This window comes from Paenibacillus sp. FSL R5-0345 (genome assembly GCF_000758585.1).
GTDB lineage: Bacteria > Bacillota > Bacilli > Paenibacillales > Paenibacillaceae > Paenibacillus_AQ.
The window spans coordinates 5,839,176-5,858,974 of sequence record NZ_CP009281.1; the positions used below are offsets into that span (position 1 = coordinate 5,839,176).

12 protein-coding genes, 16 tRNA genes and 2 rRNA genes are annotated in these 19,799 nt (G+C 45.7%); 2 read left to right on the forward strand and 28 right to left on the reverse strand.

Annotated elements, in window-relative coordinates:
- Window positions 1-278: 278 nt before the first annotated feature.
- Window positions 279-1,028 (forward strand): AraC family transcriptional regulator, encoded by a 750-nt coding sequence (locus R50345_RS25635; RefSeq protein WP_042131009.1) that lies wholly within the window; start codon window positions 279-281, stop codon window positions 1,026-1,028.
- A 149-nt stretch (window positions 1,029-1,177) separates the two neighbouring features.
- Here the strand turns inward: R50345_RS25635 and R50345_RS25640 are convergent.
- The 19 genes from R50345_RS25640 to R50345_RS25730 form a co-directional block, all read right to left on the reverse strand.
- Window positions 1,178-1,256: transfer RNA gene (locus tag R50345_RS25640), tRNA-Leu, on the reverse strand.
- 14 nt (window positions 1,257-1,270) lie between these two features.
- A tRNA-Cys gene (locus R50345_RS25645) sits at window positions 1,271-1,344 on the reverse strand.
- A 12-nt stretch (window positions 1,345-1,356) separates the two neighbouring features.
- Window positions 1,357-1,431, reverse strand: a tRNA-Gly gene (locus R50345_RS25650).
- 6 nt (window positions 1,432-1,437) lie between these two features.
- Window positions 1,438-1,512 (reverse strand) — tRNA-Gln (locus tag R50345_RS25655).
- A gap of 19 nt (window positions 1,513-1,531) precedes the next feature.
- Window positions 1,532-1,607, reverse strand: a tRNA-His gene (locus tag R50345_RS25660).
- A 40-nt stretch (window positions 1,608-1,647) separates the two neighbouring features.
- Window positions 1,648-1,723, reverse strand: a tRNA-His gene (locus R50345_RS25665).
- A 36-nt stretch (window positions 1,724-1,759) separates the two neighbouring features.
- A tRNA-Trp gene (locus R50345_RS25670) sits at window positions 1,760-1,833 on the reverse strand.
- Between the two features lie 6 nt (window positions 1,834-1,839).
- Window positions 1,840-1,925, reverse strand: a tRNA-Tyr gene (locus R50345_RS25675).
- Between the two features lie 5 nt (window positions 1,926-1,930).
- Window positions 1,931-2,006, reverse strand: a tRNA-Thr gene (locus R50345_RS25680).
- A 20-nt stretch (window positions 2,007-2,026) separates the two neighbouring features.
- A tRNA-Phe gene (locus tag R50345_RS25685) sits at window positions 2,027-2,102 on the reverse strand.
- A 7-nt stretch (window positions 2,103-2,109) separates the two neighbouring features.
- Window positions 2,110-2,187, reverse strand: a tRNA-Asp gene (locus R50345_RS25690).
- Window positions 2,188-2,213: 26 nt separating this feature from the next.
- Window positions 2,214-2,290, reverse strand: a tRNA-Met gene (locus tag R50345_RS25695).
- Window positions 2,291-2,307: 17 nt separating this feature from the next.
- A tRNA-Val gene (locus R50345_RS25700) sits at window positions 2,308-2,383 on the reverse strand.
- Between the two features lie 55 nt (window positions 2,384-2,438).
- Window positions 2,439-2,513: transfer RNA gene (locus R50345_RS25705), tRNA-Glu, on the reverse strand.
- 18 nt (window positions 2,514-2,531) lie between these two features.
- Window positions 2,532-2,624, reverse strand: a tRNA-Ser gene (locus R50345_RS25710).
- Between the two features lie 3 nt (window positions 2,625-2,627).
- Window positions 2,628-2,703, reverse strand: a tRNA-Asn gene (locus R50345_RS25715).
- Window positions 2,704-2,763: 60 nt separating this feature from the next.
- Window positions 2,764-5,691 (reverse strand): 23S ribosomal RNA (locus R50345_RS25720).
- A 232-nt stretch (window positions 5,692-5,923) separates the two neighbouring features.
- Window positions 5,924-7,481, reverse strand: a 16S ribosomal RNA gene (locus R50345_RS25725).
- Together the 16S and 23S rRNA genes with 16 tRNA genes alongside form the textbook arrangement of a ribosomal RNA operon.
- Window positions 7,482-7,909: 428 nt before the next feature.
- Window positions 7,910-8,794, reverse strand: coding sequence for a nucleotidyltransferase-like protein (locus tag R50345_RS25730; protein ID WP_052414741.1), 885 nt, complete (start codon window positions 8,792-8,794; stop codon window positions 7,910-7,912).
- A 127-nt stretch (window positions 8,795-8,921) separates the two neighbouring features.
- Here R50345_RS25730 and R50345_RS25735 point away from each other — a divergent pair, with 127 nt between their 5' ends.
- Window positions 8,922-9,287, forward strand: coding sequence for a DUF2614 family zinc ribbon-containing protein (locus R50345_RS25735; protein WP_042131010.1), 366 nt, complete (start codon window positions 8,922-8,924; stop codon window positions 9,285-9,287).
- Window positions 9,288-9,411: 124 nt separating this feature from the next.
- Here the strand turns inward: R50345_RS25735 and R50345_RS25740 are convergent, their stop codons facing one another.
- The 9 genes from R50345_RS25740 to R50345_RS25780 form a co-directional block, all read right to left on the reverse strand.
- On the reverse strand, window positions 9,412-11,127 hold the full coding sequence (locus R50345_RS25740; RefSeq protein WP_042132483.1) for a glycosyl hydrolase family 18 protein: 1,716 nt from the start codon (window positions 11,125-11,127) through the stop codon (window positions 9,412-9,414).
- 315 nt (window positions 11,128-11,442) lie between these two features.
- Complete coding sequence (locus R50345_RS25745; protein ID WP_042131011.1) at window positions 11,443-11,874, reverse strand: Fur family transcriptional regulator; 432 nt, start codon at window positions 11,872-11,874, stop codon at window positions 11,443-11,445.
- A gap of 126 nt (window positions 11,875-12,000) precedes the next feature.
- Window positions 12,001-13,911, reverse strand: a complete 1,911-nt coding sequence (locus R50345_RS32110) for a DUF4097 family beta strand repeat-containing protein (RefSeq protein ID WP_231573938.1) — start codon at window positions 13,909-13,911, stop codon at window positions 12,001-12,003.
- Window positions 13,912-13,958: 47 nt separating this feature from the next.
- A complete protein-coding gene (locus tag R50345_RS25755) occupies window positions 13,959-14,429 on the reverse strand; it encodes a GNAT family N-acetyltransferase (protein WP_042131012.1) in 471 nt (156 codons plus the stop codon).
- Between the two features lie 188 nt (window positions 14,430-14,617).
- Entirely contained in the window at window positions 14,618-16,063 is a 1,446-nt protein-coding gene (gene gatB / locus R50345_RS25760; RefSeq protein ID WP_042131013.1) for an Asp-tRNA(Asn)/Glu-tRNA(Gln) amidotransferase subunit GatB, read from the reverse strand.
- Window positions 16,064-16,074: 11 nt separating this feature from the next.
- Window positions 16,075-17,532, reverse strand: coding sequence for an Asp-tRNA(Asn)/Glu-tRNA(Gln) amidotransferase subunit GatA (gene gatA / locus R50345_RS25765; RefSeq protein ID WP_042131014.1), 1,458 nt, complete (start codon window positions 17,530-17,532; stop codon window positions 16,075-16,077).
- A gap of 27 nt (window positions 17,533-17,559) precedes the next feature.
- Window positions 17,560-17,847: an Asp-tRNA(Asn)/Glu-tRNA(Gln) amidotransferase subunit GatC gene (gatC, locus tag R50345_RS25770; RefSeq protein ID WP_042131015.1), complete on the reverse strand. Its 288-nt coding sequence runs from the start codon at window positions 17,845-17,847 to the stop codon at window positions 17,560-17,562.
- A 156-nt stretch (window positions 17,848-18,003) separates the two neighbouring features.
- Entirely contained in the window at window positions 18,004-19,161 is a 1,158-nt protein-coding gene (locus R50345_RS25775) for a DUF4179 domain-containing protein (RefSeq protein WP_042131016.1), read from the reverse strand.
- Between the two features lie 24 nt (window positions 19,162-19,185).
- A complete protein-coding gene (locus R50345_RS25780) occupies window positions 19,186-19,683 on the reverse strand; it encodes a sigma-70 family RNA polymerase sigma factor (RefSeq protein WP_042132485.1) in 498 nt (165 codons plus the stop codon).
- Between the last annotated feature and the right edge of the window lie 116 nt (window positions 19,684-19,799).

The window sequence follows — 19,799 nt, forward strand, 5'->3', positions numbered from 1 at the left end:
CTTCTTAGTCCGTTGTATATTTCACGATTTAGATGGAAACTCTCATATTTCATGTAACATTGTCAAAATTTTAATGATTTTAACGAATACACTCAAAAATAGAGAGAAAATTATAATTTTTACGAATAATCCGACTAATTTCCGAACGAGATGGCCAGTCAGGTTGCTAATCTTCGGATTTATTGATACGATCATATCAAATATTAATGAAAATAATTATATGATTTCGGTCATAATTTTGTACGATTCGGCTAAAACATAATTATTGGAGGCTCATCATGGATCGTGTTCTATATATTGTAAATGCAGCACATGAGGTTAATACCTATATTCCACCACACCAGCATGAATGTTATGAACTAGTCTATTATTTAAACGGATTAGGAACTACCAATGTAGGTTCGCGAAGTTATCATTTTCGTTCTTCTTCATTCGCGCTAATACCACCCAATCATAAACATGACGAGAATCATCGCGAAGACGCTACTATACTATTTGTAGGCTTCCATTCAAATCACCCGAATATGGAGAATTTGCAAGGCGTATATGAAGATGATAAAGACCATACTGTTCTACAGATCTTGCTTCGAATGAAAGCAGAGTTTACGCGCAAACAAGATGGATTCTCTGAACTATTGAACCTTCAAATGAGCGAAATCACTGTTCATCTGATACGGCTTCTTAGCGCCTCTGGGTTTCAATCGCCAACGGAAGACAGAGTCCAATATGTTCTAAACTATATGAATGAGCATTACCGCCATAAGCTATCGGTCGCAACACTCTCTGAGATGTCTGGATACAGCTATGATCGTTTCCGCCATTTATTTAAAGAGCGATTCGGCTCTTCACCTCTTCGCTATCTACTATTGAAACGTCTGGATTATGCAAAGTCTCTCTTACAACATACCCAAATGCATATCTCAGAAGTATCCGCTGCTGCTGGGTTTGTCAATGATGCTCAATTCTGCAATATGTTTAAACGTGAAGTTGGTCTCACACCGCGGGCATTCCGACTAAGCAGTCAATAAAATTACAATTCAATTCACTCCGCTTCACATAAAAAAGCCGTTGAATTAGAAGTGTCTCTAATACAACGGCTTAAGAATAAAAGTTCATAGACAAAGAAAAAAGGTTTGTAAAGTTGCTTATACAAGCGACTTTACAAACCTTTTTGATATACCGGCGAGAGGACTCGAACCTCCACGGTTTCCCTCTCGATTTTGAGTCGAGCGCGTCTGCCATTCCGCCACGCCGGCACATATGAAATTAATGGAGGCGCCACCCAGATTTGAACTGGGGATAAAGCTTTTGCAGAGCTTTGCCTTACCACTTGGCTATGGCGCCATATGAAAACATTGGAGCGGACGACGGGAATCGAACCCGCGACCCTCGCCTTGGCAAGGCGATGCTCTACCGCTGAGCCACGTCCGCATAAAATGGCTGGGGATATAGGATTTGAACCTATGCATGACGGAGTCAAAGTCCGTTGCCTTACCGCTTGGCTAATCCCCAATAACATTTTAAAGTAAAATGGGGCGACTGATGGGTCTCGAACCCACGAATGCCGGAACCACAATCCGGTGCGTTAACCCCTTCGCCACAGTCGCCATATTAAACTGAATTTGTTGCTGTTCTTCTTAAAGTAAATGGGGCGACCGATGGGACTTGAACCCACGAATGCCGGATCCACAAACCGGTGCGTTAACCCCTTCGCCACGACCGCCATATTAAACTTTAGAGAAAGACTCTGGATAAAGATTGGCAGGGGCAGCAGGAATTGAACCCACACCAACGGTTTTGGAGACCGTTGTTCTACCTTTAAACTATGCCCCTAAAAAATGGTGGGGGATGATGGATTCGAACCACCGAACACGTGAGTGAGCAGATTTACAGTCTGATGCGTTTGGCCACTTCGCTAATCCCCCAAAGATGGTGCCGGCGAGAGGACTTGAACCCCCAACCTACTGATTACAAGTCAGTTGCTCTACCAATTGAGCTACACCGGCATATTAAGTTGTATACTACATGGTGGCTCGAGACGGATTCGAACCGCCGACACGAGGATTTTCAGTCCTCTGCTCTACCGACTGAGCTATCGAGCCAAGAAAATGGCGGAACCGACGAGATTCGAACTCGCGATCTCCTGCGTGACAGGCAGGCATGTTAGGCCAACTACACCACGGTTCCAAAAGATATAATTACTTGATGAAAATTGGTTGCGGGGGCAGGATTTGAACCTGCGGCCTTCGGGTTATGAGCCCGACGAGCTACCGGGCTGCTCCACCCCGCGTCGTTCTTAAATGAATATGGTGGAGGCTGAGGGGATCGAACCCCCGACCCTCTGCTTGTAAGGCAGATGCTCTCCCAGCTGAGCTAAGCCTCCGTAAACAACAATTGTTATTGTACCAAAGTCCACTATACAAAATCAAGTGAAAATTTGGTGACCCGTATGGGATTCGAACCCATGTTACCTCCGTGAAAGGGAGGTGTCTTAACCCCTTGACCAACGGGCCATACTAATTAAAAATTTGTGGCGGAGAGAGAGGGATTCGAACCCTCGAGACGCTTGTGGCGCCTACACGATTTCCAATCGTGCTCCTTCGGCCAAACTCGGACACCTCTCCATATGGCTCCCCGAACAGGACTCGAACCTGTGACAACTCGATTAACAGTCGAGTGCTCTACCAACTGAGCTATCAGGGAATATTCATACCAGGCTTGATGCCTGAAAACTGAATCCGAATTGAATTTGCATTTTAAGTATAGGATAAGCCCTCGACCGATTAGTATTGGTCAGCTCCATGCATTACTGCACTTCCACCTCCAACCTATCTACCTCGTCGTCTTCAAGGGGTCTTACTAATTGGGAAATCTCATCTTGAGGGGGGCTTCACGCTTAGATGCTTTCAGCGCTTATCCCGTCCGTACGTAGCTACCCAGCCATGCTTCTGGCGAAACAACTGGTGCACCAGCGGTACGTCCATCCCGGTCCTCTCGTACTAAGGACAGCTCCTCTCAAATTTCCTGCGCCCACGACAGATAGGGACCGAACTGTCTCACGACGTTCTGAACCCAGCTCGCGTACCGCTTTAATGGGCGAACAGCCCAACCCTTGGGACCTACTTCAGCCCCAGGATGCGATGAGCCGACATCGAGGTGCCAAACCTCCCCGTCGATGTGGACTCTTGGGGGAGATAAGCCTGTTATCCCCAGGGTAGCTTTTATCCGTTGAGCGATGGCCCTTCCATGCGGTACCACCGGATCACTAAGTCCGACTTTCGTCCCTGCTCGACTTGTAGGTCTCGCAGTCAAGCTCCCTTATGCCTTTGCACTCTTCGAATGATTTCCAACCATTCTGAGGGAACCTTGGAACGCCTCCGTTACTCTTTAGGAGGCGACCGCCCCAGTCAAACTGCCCGCCTGACACGGTCCCCGTACCCGGTAAGGGCACTAGGTTAGAACCTAGATACGATCAGGGTGGTATCCCAACGGCGCCTCCACCGAAGCTTGCGCTCCGATTTCTACGGCTCCCACCTATCCTGTACAGATCGTACCCAAATTCAATATCAAGCTGCAGTAAAGCTCCATGGGGTCTTTCCGTCTTGTCGCGGGTAACCTGCATCTTCACAGGTATTAAAATTTCACCGGATCTCTCGTTGAGACAGCGCCCAAGTCGTTACGCCATTCGTGCGGGTCAGAATTTACCTGACAAGGAATTTCGCTACCTTAGGACCGTTATAGTTACGGCCGCCGTTTACTGGGGCTTCGGTTCATAGCTTCGGGTTACCCCTAACCACTCCCCTTAACCTTCCAGCACCGGGCAGGCGTCAGCCCGTATACTTCGCCTTGCGGCTTCGCACAGACCTGTGTTTTTGCTAAACAGTCGCTTGGGCCTTTTCACTGCGGCCCCCTCGTGCTATTCACACTACCGGGGCACCCCTTCTCCCGAAGTTACGGGGTCATTTTGCCGAGTTCCTTAACGAGAGTTCTTCCGCGCGCCTTAGAATTCTCTTCTCGCCTACCTGTGTCGGTTTGCGGTACGGGCACCTTCTCCTGGCTAGAGGCTTTTCTTGGCAGTGTGAGATCATGACCTTCGCTACTACAATTTTCGCTCCCCATCACAGCCCAGCCTTAATGATGTGCGGATTTGCCTACACATCAGCCTCACTGCTTAGACGGACATATCCATCAGTCCGCGTCACTACCCTCCTGCGTCACCCCATCGCTCATAGCGGATTACGGTGGTACAGTAATTTCAAACTGTTGTCCTTCGACTACGCCTTTCGGCCTCGCCTTAGGTCCCGACTTACCCTGAGCGGACGAGCCTTCCTCAGGAAACCTTGGGCTTTCGGCGGATCAGATTCTCACTGATCTTTTCGTTACTCATACCGGCATTCTCACTTGTATGCTGTCCAGCGCTCCTTACGGTACACCTTCAACCCACATACAACGCTCCCCTACCCCAGATACATAGTATCTAGCCATAGCTTCGGTGGTGTGTTTAGCCCCGTTACATTTTCGGCGCAGAGTCACTCGACCAGTGAGCTATTACGCACTCTTTCAATGGTGGCTGCTTCTAAGCCAACATCCTGGTTGTCTGTGCAACTCCACATCCTTTCCCACTTAACACACACTTGGGGACCTTAGCTGATGGTCTGGGCTGTTTCCCTTTTGACAATGGATCTTAGCACTCACTGTCTGACTCCCGGCAATAAGTATATGGCATTCGGAGTTTGACTGAGCTTGGTAATCCTTGCGGACCCCGCACCCAATCAGTGCTCTACCTCCACTACTCTTATACCGAGGCTAGCCCTAAAGCTATTTCGGGGAGAACCAGCTATCTCCGAGTTCGATTGGAATTTCTCCGCTACCCCCACCTCATCCCCGCACTTTTCAACGTGCGTGGGTTCGGGCCTCCAGTGCGTGTTACCGCACCTTCACCCTGGACAGGGGTAGATCACACGGTTTCGGGTCTACGTCCACATACTAAATCGCCCTATTCAGACTCGCTTTCGCTGCGGCTCCGTCTTCTCGACTTAACCTTGCATGTTAAACGTAACTCGCCGGTTCATTCTACAAAAGGCACGCCATCACCCATTAATAGGGCTCTGACTTTTTGTAAGCACACGGTTTCAGGTTCTATTTCACTCCCCTTCCGGGGTGCTTTTCACCTTTCCCTCACGGTACTGTTTCACTATCGGTCGCCAGGTAGTATTTAGCCTTAGCAGATGGTCCTGCTGGATTCATACGGGGTTTCACGTGCCCCGCACTACTCGGGATCCGTCTCGGAGAGAACACAGTTTAGGTTACAGGGCTTTTACCTCTATCGCGGGCCTTTCCAGACCTCTTCGCCTACCATATTCCTTTGTAACTCCATGTGAGACGTCCCACAACCCCTAAGAGCAAGCTCTTAGGTTTAGGCTGTTCCGCGTTCGCTCGCCGCTACTGACGGAATCACTATTGTTTTCTCTTCCTCAGGGTACTTAGATGTTTCAGTTCCCCTGGTCTGCCTCTACATACCCTATGTATTCAGGTATGAGTAACTGCGAATTACCACAGCTGGGTTTCCCCATTCGGACACCCCCGGATCAAAGCTTGCTTACAGCTCCCCGAGGCAGTTTCGTTGTTCGCCACGTCCTTCGTCGGCTCCTGGCGCCTAGGCATCCTCCGTGTGCTCTTATTAGCTTAACCTTGATTTTTCTTTCGAAAAATCTCACTAATAACATTTACTTGTTTACACAAGTTGCTAAAAGATGTTCTAAAACGCAAATTCGTTTCGGTATCCAGTTTTCAAGGATCAAGTCTTACTGAGAGCTTAAACTCTCAAAACTGAGCAACGAGTGAGTAACAGGCCTAGACCTGAGATTGTGGAAGTTTAACTTCCGATTTGAATGTCTTCATTGCAGAAGACGATTCTCCATAGAAAGGAGGTGATCCAGCCGCACCTTCCGATACGGCTACCTTGTTACGACTTCACCCCAATCATCTACCCCACCTTCGGCGGCTGGCTCCCTTGCGGGTTACCCCACCGACTTCGGGTGTTGTAAACTCTCGTGGTGTGACGGGCGGTGTGTACAAGACCCGGGAACGTATTCACCGCGGCATGCTGATCCGCGATTACTAGCAATTCCGACTTCATGCAGGCGAGTTGCAGCCTGCAATCCGAACTGAGACCGGCTTTGATGGGATTGGCTCCACCTCGCGGCTTCGCTTCCCGTTGTACCGGCCATTGTAGTACGTGTGTAGCCCAGGTCATAAGGGGCATGATGATTTGACGTCATCCCCACCTTCCTCCGGTTTGTCACCGGCAGTCACTCTAGAGTGCCCAACATTACTTGCTGGCAACTAAAGTTAAGGGTTGCGCTCGTTGCGGGACTTAACCCAACATCTCACGACACGAGCTGACGACAACCATGCACCACCTGTCTCCTCTGTCCCGAAGGTCGCCACTATCTCTAGTGGATTCAGAGGGATGTCAAGACCTGGTAAGGTTCTTCGCGTTGCTTCGAATTAAACCACATACTCCACTGCTTGTGCGGGTCCCCGTCAATTCCTTTGAGTTTCAGTCTTGCGACCGTACTCCCCAGGCGGAGTGCTTACTGTGTTAACTTCGGCACCAAGGGTATCGAAACCCCTAACACCTAGCACTCATCGTTTACGGCGTGGACTACCAGGGTATCTAATCCTGTTTGCTCCCCACGCTTTCGCGCCTCAGCGTCAGTTACAGCCCAGAAAGTCGCCTTCGCCACTGGTGTTCCTCCACATATCTACGCATTTCACCGCTACACGTGGAATTCCACTTTCCTCTTCTGTACTCAAGTCACCCAGTTTCCAGTGCGACCTTAGGTTGAGCCCAAGGTTTAAACACCAGACTTAAATGACCGCCTGCGCGCGCTTTACGCCCAATAATTCCGGACAACGCTTGCCCCCTACGTATTACCGCGGCTGCTGGCACGTAGTTAGCCGGGGCTTTCTTCTCAGGTACCGTCACTCCGGTAGCAGTTACTCTACCGGACGTTCTTCCCTGGCAACAGAGCTTTACGATCCGAAAACCTTCATCACTCACGCGGCGTTGCTCCGTCAGACTTTCGTCCATTGCGGAAGATTCCCTACTGCTGCCTCCCGTAGGAGTCTGGGCCGTGTCTCAGTCCCAGTGTGGCCGTTCACCCTCTCAGGTCGGCTACGCATCGTCGCCTTGGTGGGCCGTTACCCCACCAACTAGCTAATGCGCCGCAGGCCCATCCCTCAGTGACAGATTGCTCCGTCTTTCATTCTTCCTTCAGGAGAAAAAAGAAATTATCCGGTATTAGCTACCGTTTCCGGTAGTTATCCCAGCCTAAGGGGCAGGTTGCCTACGTGTTACTCACCCGTCCGCCGCTAAGTCATTTTGAAAGCAAGCTTTCAAAATGACTCCGCTCGACTTGCATGTATTAGGCACGCCGCCAGCGTTCGTCCTGAGCCAGGATCAAACTCTCCAATTAGTATTGAAAAGAGCGATATGCTCATTTTGAAACATCTGACGAGAAAATTAATTCTCTAATTTGGATTTCACTTTCGTGATTTCCTACTCACTCGTTGTTCAGTTTTCAAAGATCAAGTTCTTTATTTCGTCGTTGTTGTTGTTCAGCAGCGACCTTTATAATATATCACAGCGTCCTCGTTTTAGTCAACCTTTTTTTTAATTTCTTTTTTTCGGTTGTCTTTCGAATGTTTTCGAAAGCACATCTCTGTGTCAGAGGGACGAGTTATAATTTAACACATGAACAAGGAATGAGTCAACCATAAATTTATTAGAATAAATATGAGCCCATCCTAATAGTGAGCAAACAAAAAAGAGAGTGCTTAGCCTCTCCCTATCCCTACTTACTTTATCTATAGATTACCGTGAAACCCTGCATCTAATTCTTCTCTATAAGGTATATCGGATCGCATGACCCTCTCCCCCGTATCCAGCAGTCCATAAAGTAATCTCACGGATTAATGAACGAGAAACAAGCTTTCGTAATACCAATGGCAACTCAGCCTCTAATTGACATAGGCCAGAATGCTGAAGCAATTCTTTTATGCTCCACGCTTCCTTGCGGCTATTCAAAATATTAAAGAGCAACGCACAACAATCGGTCATTTTGGACATAATTCCAAATTCACACGCTAGAAGAACAAGCTCAACTCTTTGCTCTAAGGTCTCCGTGCTTATGGTTAGTTCCTCATATAATTTATGGACCGAAGTATTCAAGCTTTTAACTTGCTCCCAAACAGCGGGCTCTGGAAATAAACCAGCTTCACTCACTTCTATTCTTGCCCAATGATATAAAGCCATCAATACACAGTTATACGCATCCATAATGCAGCCGGCTTCTATATACCTTTTAGATTTCACATACAAATGCAAGAATCGCGCAAACTCCATGAACTCGACTCGTTCCTTTAGAGGGCCTTCGAATTGCAAAATTTCCCGGCGCATATCCCCTAATATTCCTTTGGGATCCCAGATCACTTCCCCAATCATCAAACTAGTAAGGAGTTCGTTATTATCGCCCGCCATGACAGCCCGCTCCAAAGCGGAAAGGCCAATATGGACTGACTGTGTCCGTTTGTCACCGGCAATGGTGTGGCGAACAATATGTTCTAAATCCTGTTCCTCGTGCAAAACTAACACAACCATATCAAAATCGTGAAGTAGCGCGCTTTGAAATGGAGTACTTCCTTCCTGCCGCAAAGCGACAGCTCCTAAAACATTCTCTTCAAACGTTTCTCCACTCAACAAAGTTACATTGGACAATGACAATTCCATGCTTCCCTCCATTAAATTTGGCGAATTTGCGTCCAGTCAGTTATAATTCAGTTATAATTATTATTCTACATATGAAAGACAGTTCCTTCTGGACAACCCAACTATATTTAGTTAGGAGCAAACACTCATGAAGTTTAAAACGGCTAAGATCAACGCTTTTCGCACATGGGGATTACTGCTCACAATGCTCGGAATGGGACTTATGGTTTTGGGTACAGCAGGCATAGTATTCTGGGGATCAACCGGAAAAGTATTCGCTGGAATCGGACTTGTAATCGGTTTAATTTCCATGATGTCAAGTCTTGCGATCTATTTCTGGGCTGGCATGCTGTCAACGAGCGCAGTTCAGCTAGAGTGCCCAGAATGTCACAAGCTAACCAAGATGCTCGGCAAAACAGACCGCTGTATGTTCTGCCACACGATCCTTACTATGGATCCGGCAGAGGCCAATATTACAGCAGAACAGCTTGAGCAGCAGCAACTTAACCACTAAACACATCTTACACAAGTTCATTACTAGCCAAGTATATGTACTCTATTAATGTTTCACCAAGCATTACTTAGAACAAAAAAGGGCCCCATTCGGGGCCCTTTTCGTTATTATCTAAGATAAAAAATTATTCATGGATTCCTTGTAATGCTTCCCATGCGGATGGATTACTAAAGCTGCGATTCCATGACCCAATGCCTCCAAGCCCCATGGACTTAGCAAGCTCAACTCTTGATTTTAAGCTCACCTCATCTTCTATCCATATTTTCTTAAGAGCGCCATCTTCCTTGTATTCTACGTAATTCTGCCCAGCATCCTTATCAAATGTCGGGGTTAGCTTCTTCTCTTTAATAATTTTTTCAACGGCATTCATACTAACCGATTTAGAGCTTACCTTTGTCTTGCCATCTACTTGAGCCTCAGTCCAGATGCGGGTGTACAATGGGATCCCCAGAATCACCTTCTCAGGCGGCACATTGTCCTCCTCTATGATCCGGCTTATTGAATTCTCTACCCAAGGTAAGGAGGCAATAGAGCCCGCGATAGGGCTAGCCGCCCAATGTTCATCATATGCCATCACTATCAGATAATCGACTAATGTCCCAAGAGCCTTGCGATCAAGGAACGCAGACCACATCTCGCTATTGGATTTAGGTGTCACGTCTATGGAGACGATTAGATTCTTAGCCTGAGCCATAGGCTTTAACTCTCTCATAAATTGAGTGACATTCTCTCCGTCTTTCGTATACACATTCTCAAAATCGATATTAATTCCATCCAAATTATATAAATCCGAATATTCTAAGATCTGAACGATTGCATTCATCCGTTTTTCATAGGTAGACAATGCCTCAGTAGTCATGTCTGGATCGAAGCTATTGCTGAGCAGTCCCCATACCTCTAACCCGCGCTCATGTGCCCACTGCACATATGCACTGTCGGCCTGACTGCGCACATTGCCATCACCATCGATAATACTGAACCAGGTTGGGCTAGCCACATTGACGCCTGGTAGCTCACCGAAGGTTTCTGGGTTAGGTTTGCGTTGGTAAACAGCCTCCCAATACAAATTCACTGACTTCCCTTTCCAGTTACGTTCAGCGCGTGTTGGCGTGGATTTTTTTGGTTCCACTGTCTTTTGACCATCCGGAATAATGTCACTTGCCTTGGCATAACCTGCATACCCGCTGCTTAATTGTACAAACAGCCAGTCCTTATTTTCCTCATTCCAAATATTCACGACTGCCCCAGGAGACATATCCGCAACGATAGGTGCGTGAATAGATGCCTCATTTCGAAGAGCTACTGACTTGCCTCCTTCTTCACCTTTAACTTTCCCAAGCGAGACAGTCTCTCCTGCCGTCATAAGTAGTATTGCGCCAGTATTTGTATCCTCCTGAATTTCAAACCCATACAGATCTTCTAATACATCCGCGGGAAGGTATGTTACTTTCTCCTTCACTTCAGGCGCTAACCGCAGCTGTAATGGACGATTGTTCAGACTGGCATCAGTATTATTCTCCTGCATGTATAGCAGCTCGCTATCCGTTGATAATATGACCGATTTCGTCTTCTCTTCATAACGAATGGACGGATCCACATACTCTTGCAACAACGGTAATGGTAACAACATGCTATCCCCAGTCCCGCTGGCAGAATAACCTGTGTGCTCTCCTTTTACAAATATGGGATGCTCTTGAGCTTTCCAGTCCACATCTATATACTGACGATTTGGCAATACATAAAATACTATCCAGTAAGCTGCAGCTGCAATAATTAAAAGTCCAAACAAGCGTCTAAAAAAACCTCCGCGCTTTTTAACGCGTCTATGTCCCTGTCTTATGTCCAAAATATATCCTCCAGATAATGAAATGATTTTTAATAGAGTTTAACATTACGATTATAACATCCACTTGGTTTCGTATAACCAGTATAAAAAAGTAATTATTCCTATAAAATGTTATTTCAAAGAAGAAATGACGTTGTCTCCCTTTATAGATGACAAGCGTTTCTCGTAGAGAAATAAAAGGATAATGCATAGCGTGAAACTTATATGTTCTTATATTTAAAAAATAAAAACGTGAGTCCTCCGCTTTCGGATTTCTCACGTTTATTGTGGTAACTTGGCAATATTGCCTTGACATATTCTATTCTAGTCCTAATGCTGCTTCTCTCTACAACATTCGCAAATTCCATGCAGCTCCATACGCAATCCTGTAATCTTAAAGCCTGTAGCTTGCTCAGCATGCAGCTCTACATCCCTAAGTGAAGGATAACTGAAATCCTCAATCTTACCGCATTGCTGACATATAACATGATAATGATCAGACACATTAGCATCAAAACGACTGGAGCTATCCCCATAGGTCAACTCACGAACCATGCCTGCTTCCATAAACATCTTGAGATTATTATATACGGTTGCTACGCTCATGCTCGGAAATTTAGGCTCTAATGCCCGATATATATCGTCAGCTGTAGGATGATTCATTGCTTCCATTAAATACGTAAGAATCGCATGACGCTGGGGCGTTATACGGACACCTGTTGTTTTTAATTGTTCCAATGCATGTTGTACGCCACTCCCCATGACTGTCACCGCCTTTTGAATTTAAAAATAAAAGAAATATTTCTTATAATTGTAAGACTGGGTTTTTAATCTTGTCAACGGAGTCGATACATTATATTCATTATTATATAAGAAAAATTACTTTTTTCAATAACCTCTAACATTTAAGTTGCTGTTTCCCTCAACCTGAACTTTGAATTCACCTGTGCCCACTTCACCAGATATCTTCTTCTTATCAATGGTTAAGCTAGGTAAATCCGAAGTGATATCACCATATCCACTAGAGCCATTCAACTTATAGTTCCCTAAAAGCGGCAAATACAAATGGATATCGCCAACTGCGCTATAAATATCCCAGTCTCCTCCGACTTCCTGTGAACGAACATCTATGATGCCATTCAGGGATTCTGCATGCAGCTTCGATCTGGCTCCATCAATCTCTAAATTACCATTTTTGCTGGAAATATCAATCTCGGCTTCATTCCCGATTGCACCGATATTGCCAACTGCCGTTGATAATTTCAAAGCCCCTGTAACGCTCCAAGCATTCATGTTGCCACCGCTCGTCGATAAATCAACACTGCCCTGGACAGATCTGGCACGCACAGCTCCATTCAATGTTTTCCCCTTCACATTACCAAAGACACGATGAAGAATAAGTTCTCCATTTCCTGTTTCAAGTGAAATATCTTCAATCGCTTCTATGTTCTGCAGGGTGATCCCGCCATTCATTGTACGAACATCAAGGTTAAACCGACGATCTTCCGGCAAGGTAATGTCTAGATCCATTCGCGGCTGACGTTTGCCGGATTCTCCATACGCCTTACTATTCGAAGTGATTTTTATGGTTGGTCCTTCAACAACATCCACAAAGGATTGTTCCGAAATGGCTTCAGCCATCGGCCCCTCCAATTGATCTACCCAGATTGTAGTAGTAATTTGAATGTTATCTACTGGAGCACGGTGCAATAAAACATCACCATTAATACCATCAATGGATATTTTGGCCGTATTTAATTCGACGGGAACTATAATAGGAGCTTTCTGAAATTTGCTGCCCTTAGCCTCGCCATAGTCCACTGCTGCTGCAGTAAAGTTAAGACTGACATTTTTCCAGAGATATAAATAATGCTCTTGTTCCGCAACGATAAACACACTAACAGCAAGCACTATAGCAGATAAAAGACCGCGTAAGTCCAATCTGATTCTTGTTCCCTTTTGTACTGAGCCTGAACGACCGGAGAAGAAATACATGATCAAAAACTCAATCCCCCATAACACTGGGATGACTGGCCACCACTTCAAGAGCAGAAGCATATAATCGGTTCCGTCTCTCCAATCCAGAAACAACGGGATGGCAATAGCAATCAGCAAGACCGATGCCGTATACCTTCCTACACGCCGGTTATGAGGCTCATTTTTTTTGCGCCAAACGATTCCTCTAACAATCTCTCTCGTTCCTATATATAGACCACCACATAATAAAATGGCAGCTACGGTCACTTCGGAGTAATGCTCAATAAAGAACTGCAGCCAAGCTGGCTTTTGGCGAAACAGAATGAGTAATGCTCCCCCTAAGAGAAGCAGAAATCCAAAGGATATGCCAGGTTCAGTGACGATACTGCGACGCTTTGGAGATGTAGTTACTGTTGCCGCAGGATCATCAAGCTCTTGATCTTCAGGGTAACGAATAATCTTGTCCGCTGATTGAAGCACATCATAGACATTGTAGAAATATATCACCGGAATAATTAGTGCAAGTAAAATAAGTAACGGTACATTAATCTGCATTCCAATGGATGAAAAATATAGTAACGCCGAAATATCCAATAGAATCAAGAAGATAAAGGTTATTCCTTTGCGGAGAAGCCCAAAGTACAAATGTCCTGTTCCTGGGATGAGAGCTGCCAATAGTCCAGCGATAAATTTGCGTTTGCGGGGACGCCGTTTCGGACGCGGAGGAATGATCTTCTTCTGTATCTCATTCTCCGTAGTCTCTAGGTCGACAGAACCCTCCTGCTCTTCCTGCGCCGCGAACGTTGCAGAGTCATTCGTCATATTCTGGACTCCTCCTTTCGTAAATACTTGTCTGTGCATACGCTTCTTCAAAGTGAACCACTCCGGTAAAAGTCAATCAATTCCACGCCGGGGGCAACCTCCTGCGACCCAGTAGGCACAAATCCATGCTTTCTGTACAAAGAAACAGCAGGCAAGTTTAGTTTTCCCGTAGATACGATGAATTGCTCCATCCCTGAAAAATGTTCGAATACATATTCCAAGAGTCTGCTAGCAATACCTCTACGAAAAAAGTCCGGACCTACCATCATTCGTGTAATCGTGAGTTTGCCTGGGGATTCCTCCTCTATAGCAATCGCACCCATCAGCTCTTCCTCTTCATCGAAGCAGCCATAAAAGTCCTCTTTAGAGTGGCTGAGCATCTCTCTCGTCTCTATAAGTGGGGGGATCTCACGAAACCCTATTAACTCCGCTTCCAGTCGGTAGGCCTTGTGCTGGAGGCTCCATAGTTCATTAACGGTATTATCATCCTGCAGATTAAGCTTAATAATTGTATTCATCCCTACCAGTCCCCTTATATGCCGCGAAAGGCCTGCCGTTGCCGACAAGCCCTTTGCTTATTACATAAGTATATTACCCCGAATATAAACTCCTCAGCGTCCTTTTTATGGACGGCAAGCGTTTCTCGTAAAATATAAGGATAAAGTATAGTGTTAAACTTATACTTTCTTATATTTCTGATAAAGGCTTAGTTGCCCAATACCTCGATCAGAAGTTTATTCGCTAGACCTGGATTAGCCTTGCCTTTACTTTCCTTCATTACTTGTCCTACAAGGAAGCCAATGGCTTTCTGTTTTCCTGCTTTATAATCCTCAACAGATTGCGGGTTAGCAGCTACGACAGCTTCCACAATTCCTTTAATGGCACCTTCATCGCTGATTTGTACCAGACCCTTTTCCTCAACGATTGCTGCAGGCAGTTTACCGCTCTCTAGCATTTCTTTAAATACCGTTTTAGCGATCTTACTGCTGATGGTTCCGCCTGCAATAAGGCCGATCATTTCCCCGAGCCCTTGCGGCGTAATCTTGACCTGAGACAATTCCAGGTTATTACTATTCAAATAAGCCAGCAGATCACCCATGATCCAGTTTGCAACAGCCTTGGCATCCTGCGTATAAGCAAGGCAGCCTTCGAAAAAGTCCGCTAACGGTTTAGAGGACGTAATCACACCAGCATCATAAGCTGTAAGGCCCAGTTCTTCACTATAGCGAGCTTGTCTTGCGTCCGGCAGTTCCGGGATCGTCGAGCGAATGGATTCTTTCCAGGCATCGTCAATATGCAGTACGATCAAATCCGGATCTGGGAAATAACGATAATCGTGTGCTTCTTCTTTACCACGCATAGATAAAGTTTTTCCTTGCGCTTCATCCCAGCGACGAGTCTCTTGCACAACTACTCCACCATCATCCAGGATCTCAGCCTGACGATATTGTTCATACTCCAGTCCACGCAGCACACCACGGAAGGAGTTCATGTTCTTAAGCTCTGCTCTAATGCCGAATTCCTCTTGTCCTTCTGGGCGTAGACTGATGTTCGCGTCGCAGCGCATCGAGCCTTCTTCCATCTTTACATCAGACACATCACAATACTGCATGATCGCACGGATTTTCTCCAGATAAGCACGGGCTTCTTCTGGGGAGCGTAAGTCTGGCTCGGATACGATTTCGATAAGCGGTGTTCCCACCCGGTTAAAATCGACAAGAGACGCAAACCCACCATCTACGTGTGTCAGCTTACCTGCATCCTCTTCCAAATGAAGTCGAGTAATACCAATCCGTTTTGTTTCTCCATTCACTTCAATGTCGATCCAGCCGTTCAAACCGATAGGCTGATCGAACTGCGAAATCTGATAGGCTTTCGGAGAATCCGGGTAAAAATAGTTCTTACGGTCGAATTTACTAACATCACCGATGGTGCAATTCAGCGCCATCGCTGCTTTCATAGCGTAATTTACCGCTTGTTTGTTGAGTACTGGCAATACGCCGGGGTGACCCAGGCAGACGGGACAGGTATGCGTGTTAGGCGGGGCTCCAAATTCAGTGGAGCATCCGCAAAAGATTTTGGAGTTGGTATGAAGCTCTACGTGAACCTCTAAGCCGATGACCGTTTCGTATTTAGACATAAGTAATTCCATTCCCTCCTTTACTACAGCTGTGGACGCTGCTTGTGATGATCTGTATTTTGTTCAAAAGCATGAGCAACACGCAGAATCGTGCTCTCGTCAAATTCTTTACCAATAATTTGTAGACCAACCGGCATACCTTCTGCAAAGCCGCATGGAACGCTAACGGCAGGAATGCCTGCCAAGCTCACAGGAATCGTGAGAATATCGTTCAGATACATGGTCAGCGGATCTTCAGTCTGTGAACCTAATTTGAATGCTGTCGTAGGCGCTGTTGGGCCGATAACCACATCATATTTTTTAAAGATGTCATCAAAATCCTGTTTAATCAGAGTACGCACTTTTTGTGCTTTTAAATAATAAGCATCATAATACCCGGAGCTCAGCGCATAAGTCCCTAGCATAATACGACGTTTCACCTCAGGACCAAAGCCGCGACTGCGGGAGTTTTGGTACAGATCGAGCAATCCTCCACCTTCATCTACACGTACGCCATAACGCACACCGTCAAACCGTGCAAGGTTAGATGAAGCTTCCGAGGAAGATAGCAAATAATAAGCCGCTACTGCGTATTCCGTATGTGGTAATGAAACTTCCTCCCAGACAGCACCCATTCCTTCCAGCACCTTAAGCGCGGACAAGACCGTCTCACGAACAGAAGCATCGACACCAGCTCCCAAGTATTCCTTAGGTACAGCAATACGAAGACCGGAAACATCACCAGTCAGTGAACTCAAATAATCAGGAATTTCTACCTTAGCTGAAGTAGAGTCCTGTGCATCATAACCAGCAATAGCTTGAAGCACATATGCAGAATCTTCTACATTACGTGTAAGCGGGCCAATCTGATCAAGAGAGGAGGCAAAAGCCACCAGTCCGTAACGCGATACAAGACCGTATGTAGGTTTGAGACCTACGACACCGCAATAAGAAGCAGGCTGACGGATGGAACCCCCAGTATCCGAACCTAGTGAGAAGAACACTTCACCTGCAGCTACAGCTGCAGCAGATCCACCACTAGAACCTCCAGGAACACGTTCAAGATCCCAAGGGTTACGCACAGGTCCAAAGCTGGAGTTCTCGTTAGATCCGCCCATCGCGAATTCATCCATATTCAATTTACCGATCGTTACAGCATCTGCCTGTTGCAGTTTAGATGCTACAGTTGCGTTATAAATCGGCTGAAAATTATTCAAAAATTGGCTGGCACAAGTCGTGCGCAATCCTTTAGTTACAATATTGTCCTTGATTCCGGCAGGAAGACCAAACAGCAGCCCACGTGCTGCTCCAGATGCCAGTTTGTCGTCCAAAGCGCGTGCAGTGCTACGAGCGCCCTCCTCGTTCAAGGTCAAAAATGCATTTACTTTCTTATCCCGTTCAGAGATAATTGCTAGCGATTCTTCAGTCAGTTCACTGACTGATACTTCTTTAGCAGTCAACATACGATGTACTTCTGGCAATCGATTTTGAAACAGGCTCAAGATTCTTCCCCCTTTCTAATTATGTAGTTATTCCAAAACAGCTGGAACCTTGAAATGTCCGTCTTCATCATCCGGCGCGTTAAGAAGTGCTTCCTCTTGCGTTAAGCTTTCCTTCACAACATCATCCCGCATCACATTACTGACCTGCAGTACATGCGTGGTCGGCTTCACATTCTCCGTATCTAGCTCATTCAACTTCTCAGCATATTGTAAAATAGCATTCATTTGTTCTGTAAAGGTTGCCTCTTCTTCCGGGCTCAATTGCAGACGAGCCAGCTTGGCCACATGCTGCACATCTTTAACGGTAATGCTCATAAGTTAAATCCCTCCTGTTTAAAGGGCTAAAGCGCCCGGATAACGTTTTTAATTATATTGTAGAAACTTGGACAATTCAATGATGGGCTGTAAAACAAACGCTCCTTTATCCAAGTGAAGGGGATTCCAACACTTTTTAAAGGAGCGTTTCATTCATTATCGTATAGGGATTGTCATTTCCAGCTGTAGAATATATTCGATTGCCGGGTAACCGTTACTGTCCAGTAAATTTCGTTTATCGCTTCCCTCACCAATATATTTGTAGAGATATGGTTTGACAGTTAGTGCTTTTACATCCCTTGGCAACGGCACAATATTAATATCCTCTTTAAGACTATAATGGATTGCATCATCTACCTTCTTCGAATCTGACCAACCATTGCTACCATTCACATATTTCAACAAGTTGCCTTTATCATCGTAGAATTCATAATGGATTGCCAGGTTGTTTGTATCTGTTAGGTAAGTATCAGGAATATCACCCACGGCTTGAGTACTCATTTGTATTTGTGTGGTTGCCGGAGTCTGAGTAATCTTTTCGATAATGGTCGTTACATGATTATAGGTTCGACTGATTCCGGGCTGCTGAACAATATTATGACTCGTATCCTTCTTTACAGGGATTTCAATTTGAAAATCATCCTCCATTCCGGACAGCCGGCCTTTCACTGTCATTTGGAACTGATCCGGTAAAGTAGTTCCCCCCTCATCATAGGATTTCTCTGAGAATTGCAAAATTAACGATTGCTCATCAGTCCCGGGAGAAATAATAATCCCAATATTGTGTTTAAAAGAATTCTCTATTTCTTCCCCAGCGTTTAGAGGTTGTCCATCAATGAATACCCGAAGATCCTGAACAGATTCAGTGAATGCTCCCTCTTCACCTTCACGTGTCAGCGCTACAGAAAGCCGTGTACCATCATATATAACTTCACTAGCACGGATAGTAACACCTTGAACTTCGTCGCTTTTATTAATTGAGGTCGTTAAGCCTTGGCGACTCGCTGCTTGAAGCCCCATATCACCAGCAAACTCAAAAATACTATTTACTAAGGGGATACGTTCGAGCGACCTAGCGAGAGCAGGAGAAGCAAAGCCGCTTCCAAGCACGATAACTCCTAAAACTAGAGCTACCCCAAATCCAATCGCTGTCCGCTTCAAAATATTAAATTTGTACATAGGCTTCGTTATTTCATCCAACATCGCATACGTTTCCTCTTGGCGTTGGCGAATCACAGTCGGTAGCTCATTTGCCGGGAGAAGATTCATATTTTTCAAAAGCAACTCAAGCTGTTCCGATGTTCTCTTCTTCATGTGTTTCTTCCCTTCTAAATATCATTAGAATCCATTCAATAAGCTTTTTCTTGCCCTATAGAGACGCGATTTAACTGCCGTTTCGGAAATATTCAGAAGATCTGCAATCTGCCGAATAGGCATATCCTGAAAATAATGCATCGAAATCACAGTCTGCAGCGGAGTATCTAGCCGCTCCACTGCTTCTCGCAACTCGATTTTTTCGTATTCTGCATCGGAGGAATGGCATTCCAGAGCCGTAATGGTATCTCCAACTCCCACGATATTTGTCTGTTTGCGCTGAAGCTTGTGACACTCATTTATAAGAATTCGAATCATCCATGTCTTGAAAAACTCCGGCTGTCGTAAGCCTTGGATAGACCGATAAGCCTTTAATGTGGCTTCCTGCATGGCATCTGCGCAATCCTGATCCCTGCCCAAAATAGATCGGGCCATGCCATACATTTCAGGTTCAATCTGCCGGCACAGCTGAATAAAAGCTTCCTTATCGCCTTTTCTCGCTTTTTGAACAGCGGTTATCATCTTCACTAGAGGTTCTCCTTTATATAGGTTAAAGCGCCTATACCGCAGATCTGCATTCTCGTATTCGGCTCTCAATAATTTAGATACATAAAATTGGCAGTTGGTTGTACCCCGAA

Excerpts from the sequence above, each read along its gene's own strand:
- R50345_RS25635 (WP_042131009.1), top strand. The coding sequence starts at position 279 with ATGGATCGTGTTCTATATATTGTAAATGCAGCACATGAGGTTAATACC.
- R50345_RS25730 (WP_052414741.1), bottom strand. The coding sequence starts at position 8,794 with ATGGAATTGTCATTGTCCAATGTAACTTTGTTGAGTGGAGAAACGTTT.
- R50345_RS25735 (WP_042131010.1), top strand. The coding sequence starts at position 8,922 with ATGAAGTTTAAAACGGCTAAGATCAACGCTTTTCGCACATGGGGATTA.
- R50345_RS25745 (WP_042131011.1), bottom strand. The coding sequence starts at position 11,874 with ATGGGGAGTGGCGTACAACATGCATTGGAACAATTAAAAACAACAGGT.
- R50345_RS32110 (WP_231573938.1), bottom strand. The coding sequence starts at position 13,911 with ATGACGAATGACTCTGCAACGTTCGCGGCGCAGGAAGAGCAGGAGGGT.
- R50345_RS25755 (WP_042131012.1), bottom strand. The coding sequence starts at position 14,429 with ATGAATACAATTATTAAGCTTAATCTGCAGGATGATAATACCGTTAAT.
- gatB (WP_042131013.1), bottom strand. The coding sequence starts at position 16,063 with ATGGAATTACTTATGTCTAAATACGAAACGGTCATCGGCTTAGAGGTT.
- gatC (WP_042131015.1), bottom strand. The coding sequence starts at position 17,847 with ATGAGCATTACCGTTAAAGATGTGCAGCATGTGGCCAAGCTGGCTCGT.
- R50345_RS25775 (WP_042131016.1), bottom strand. The coding sequence starts at position 19,161 with ATGAAGAAGAGAACATCGGAACAGCTTGAGTTGCTTTTGAAAAATATG.
- R50345_RS25780 (WP_042132485.1), bottom strand. The coding sequence starts at position 19,683 with ATGATAACCGCTGTTCAAAAAGCGAGAAAAGGCGATAAGGAAGCTTTT.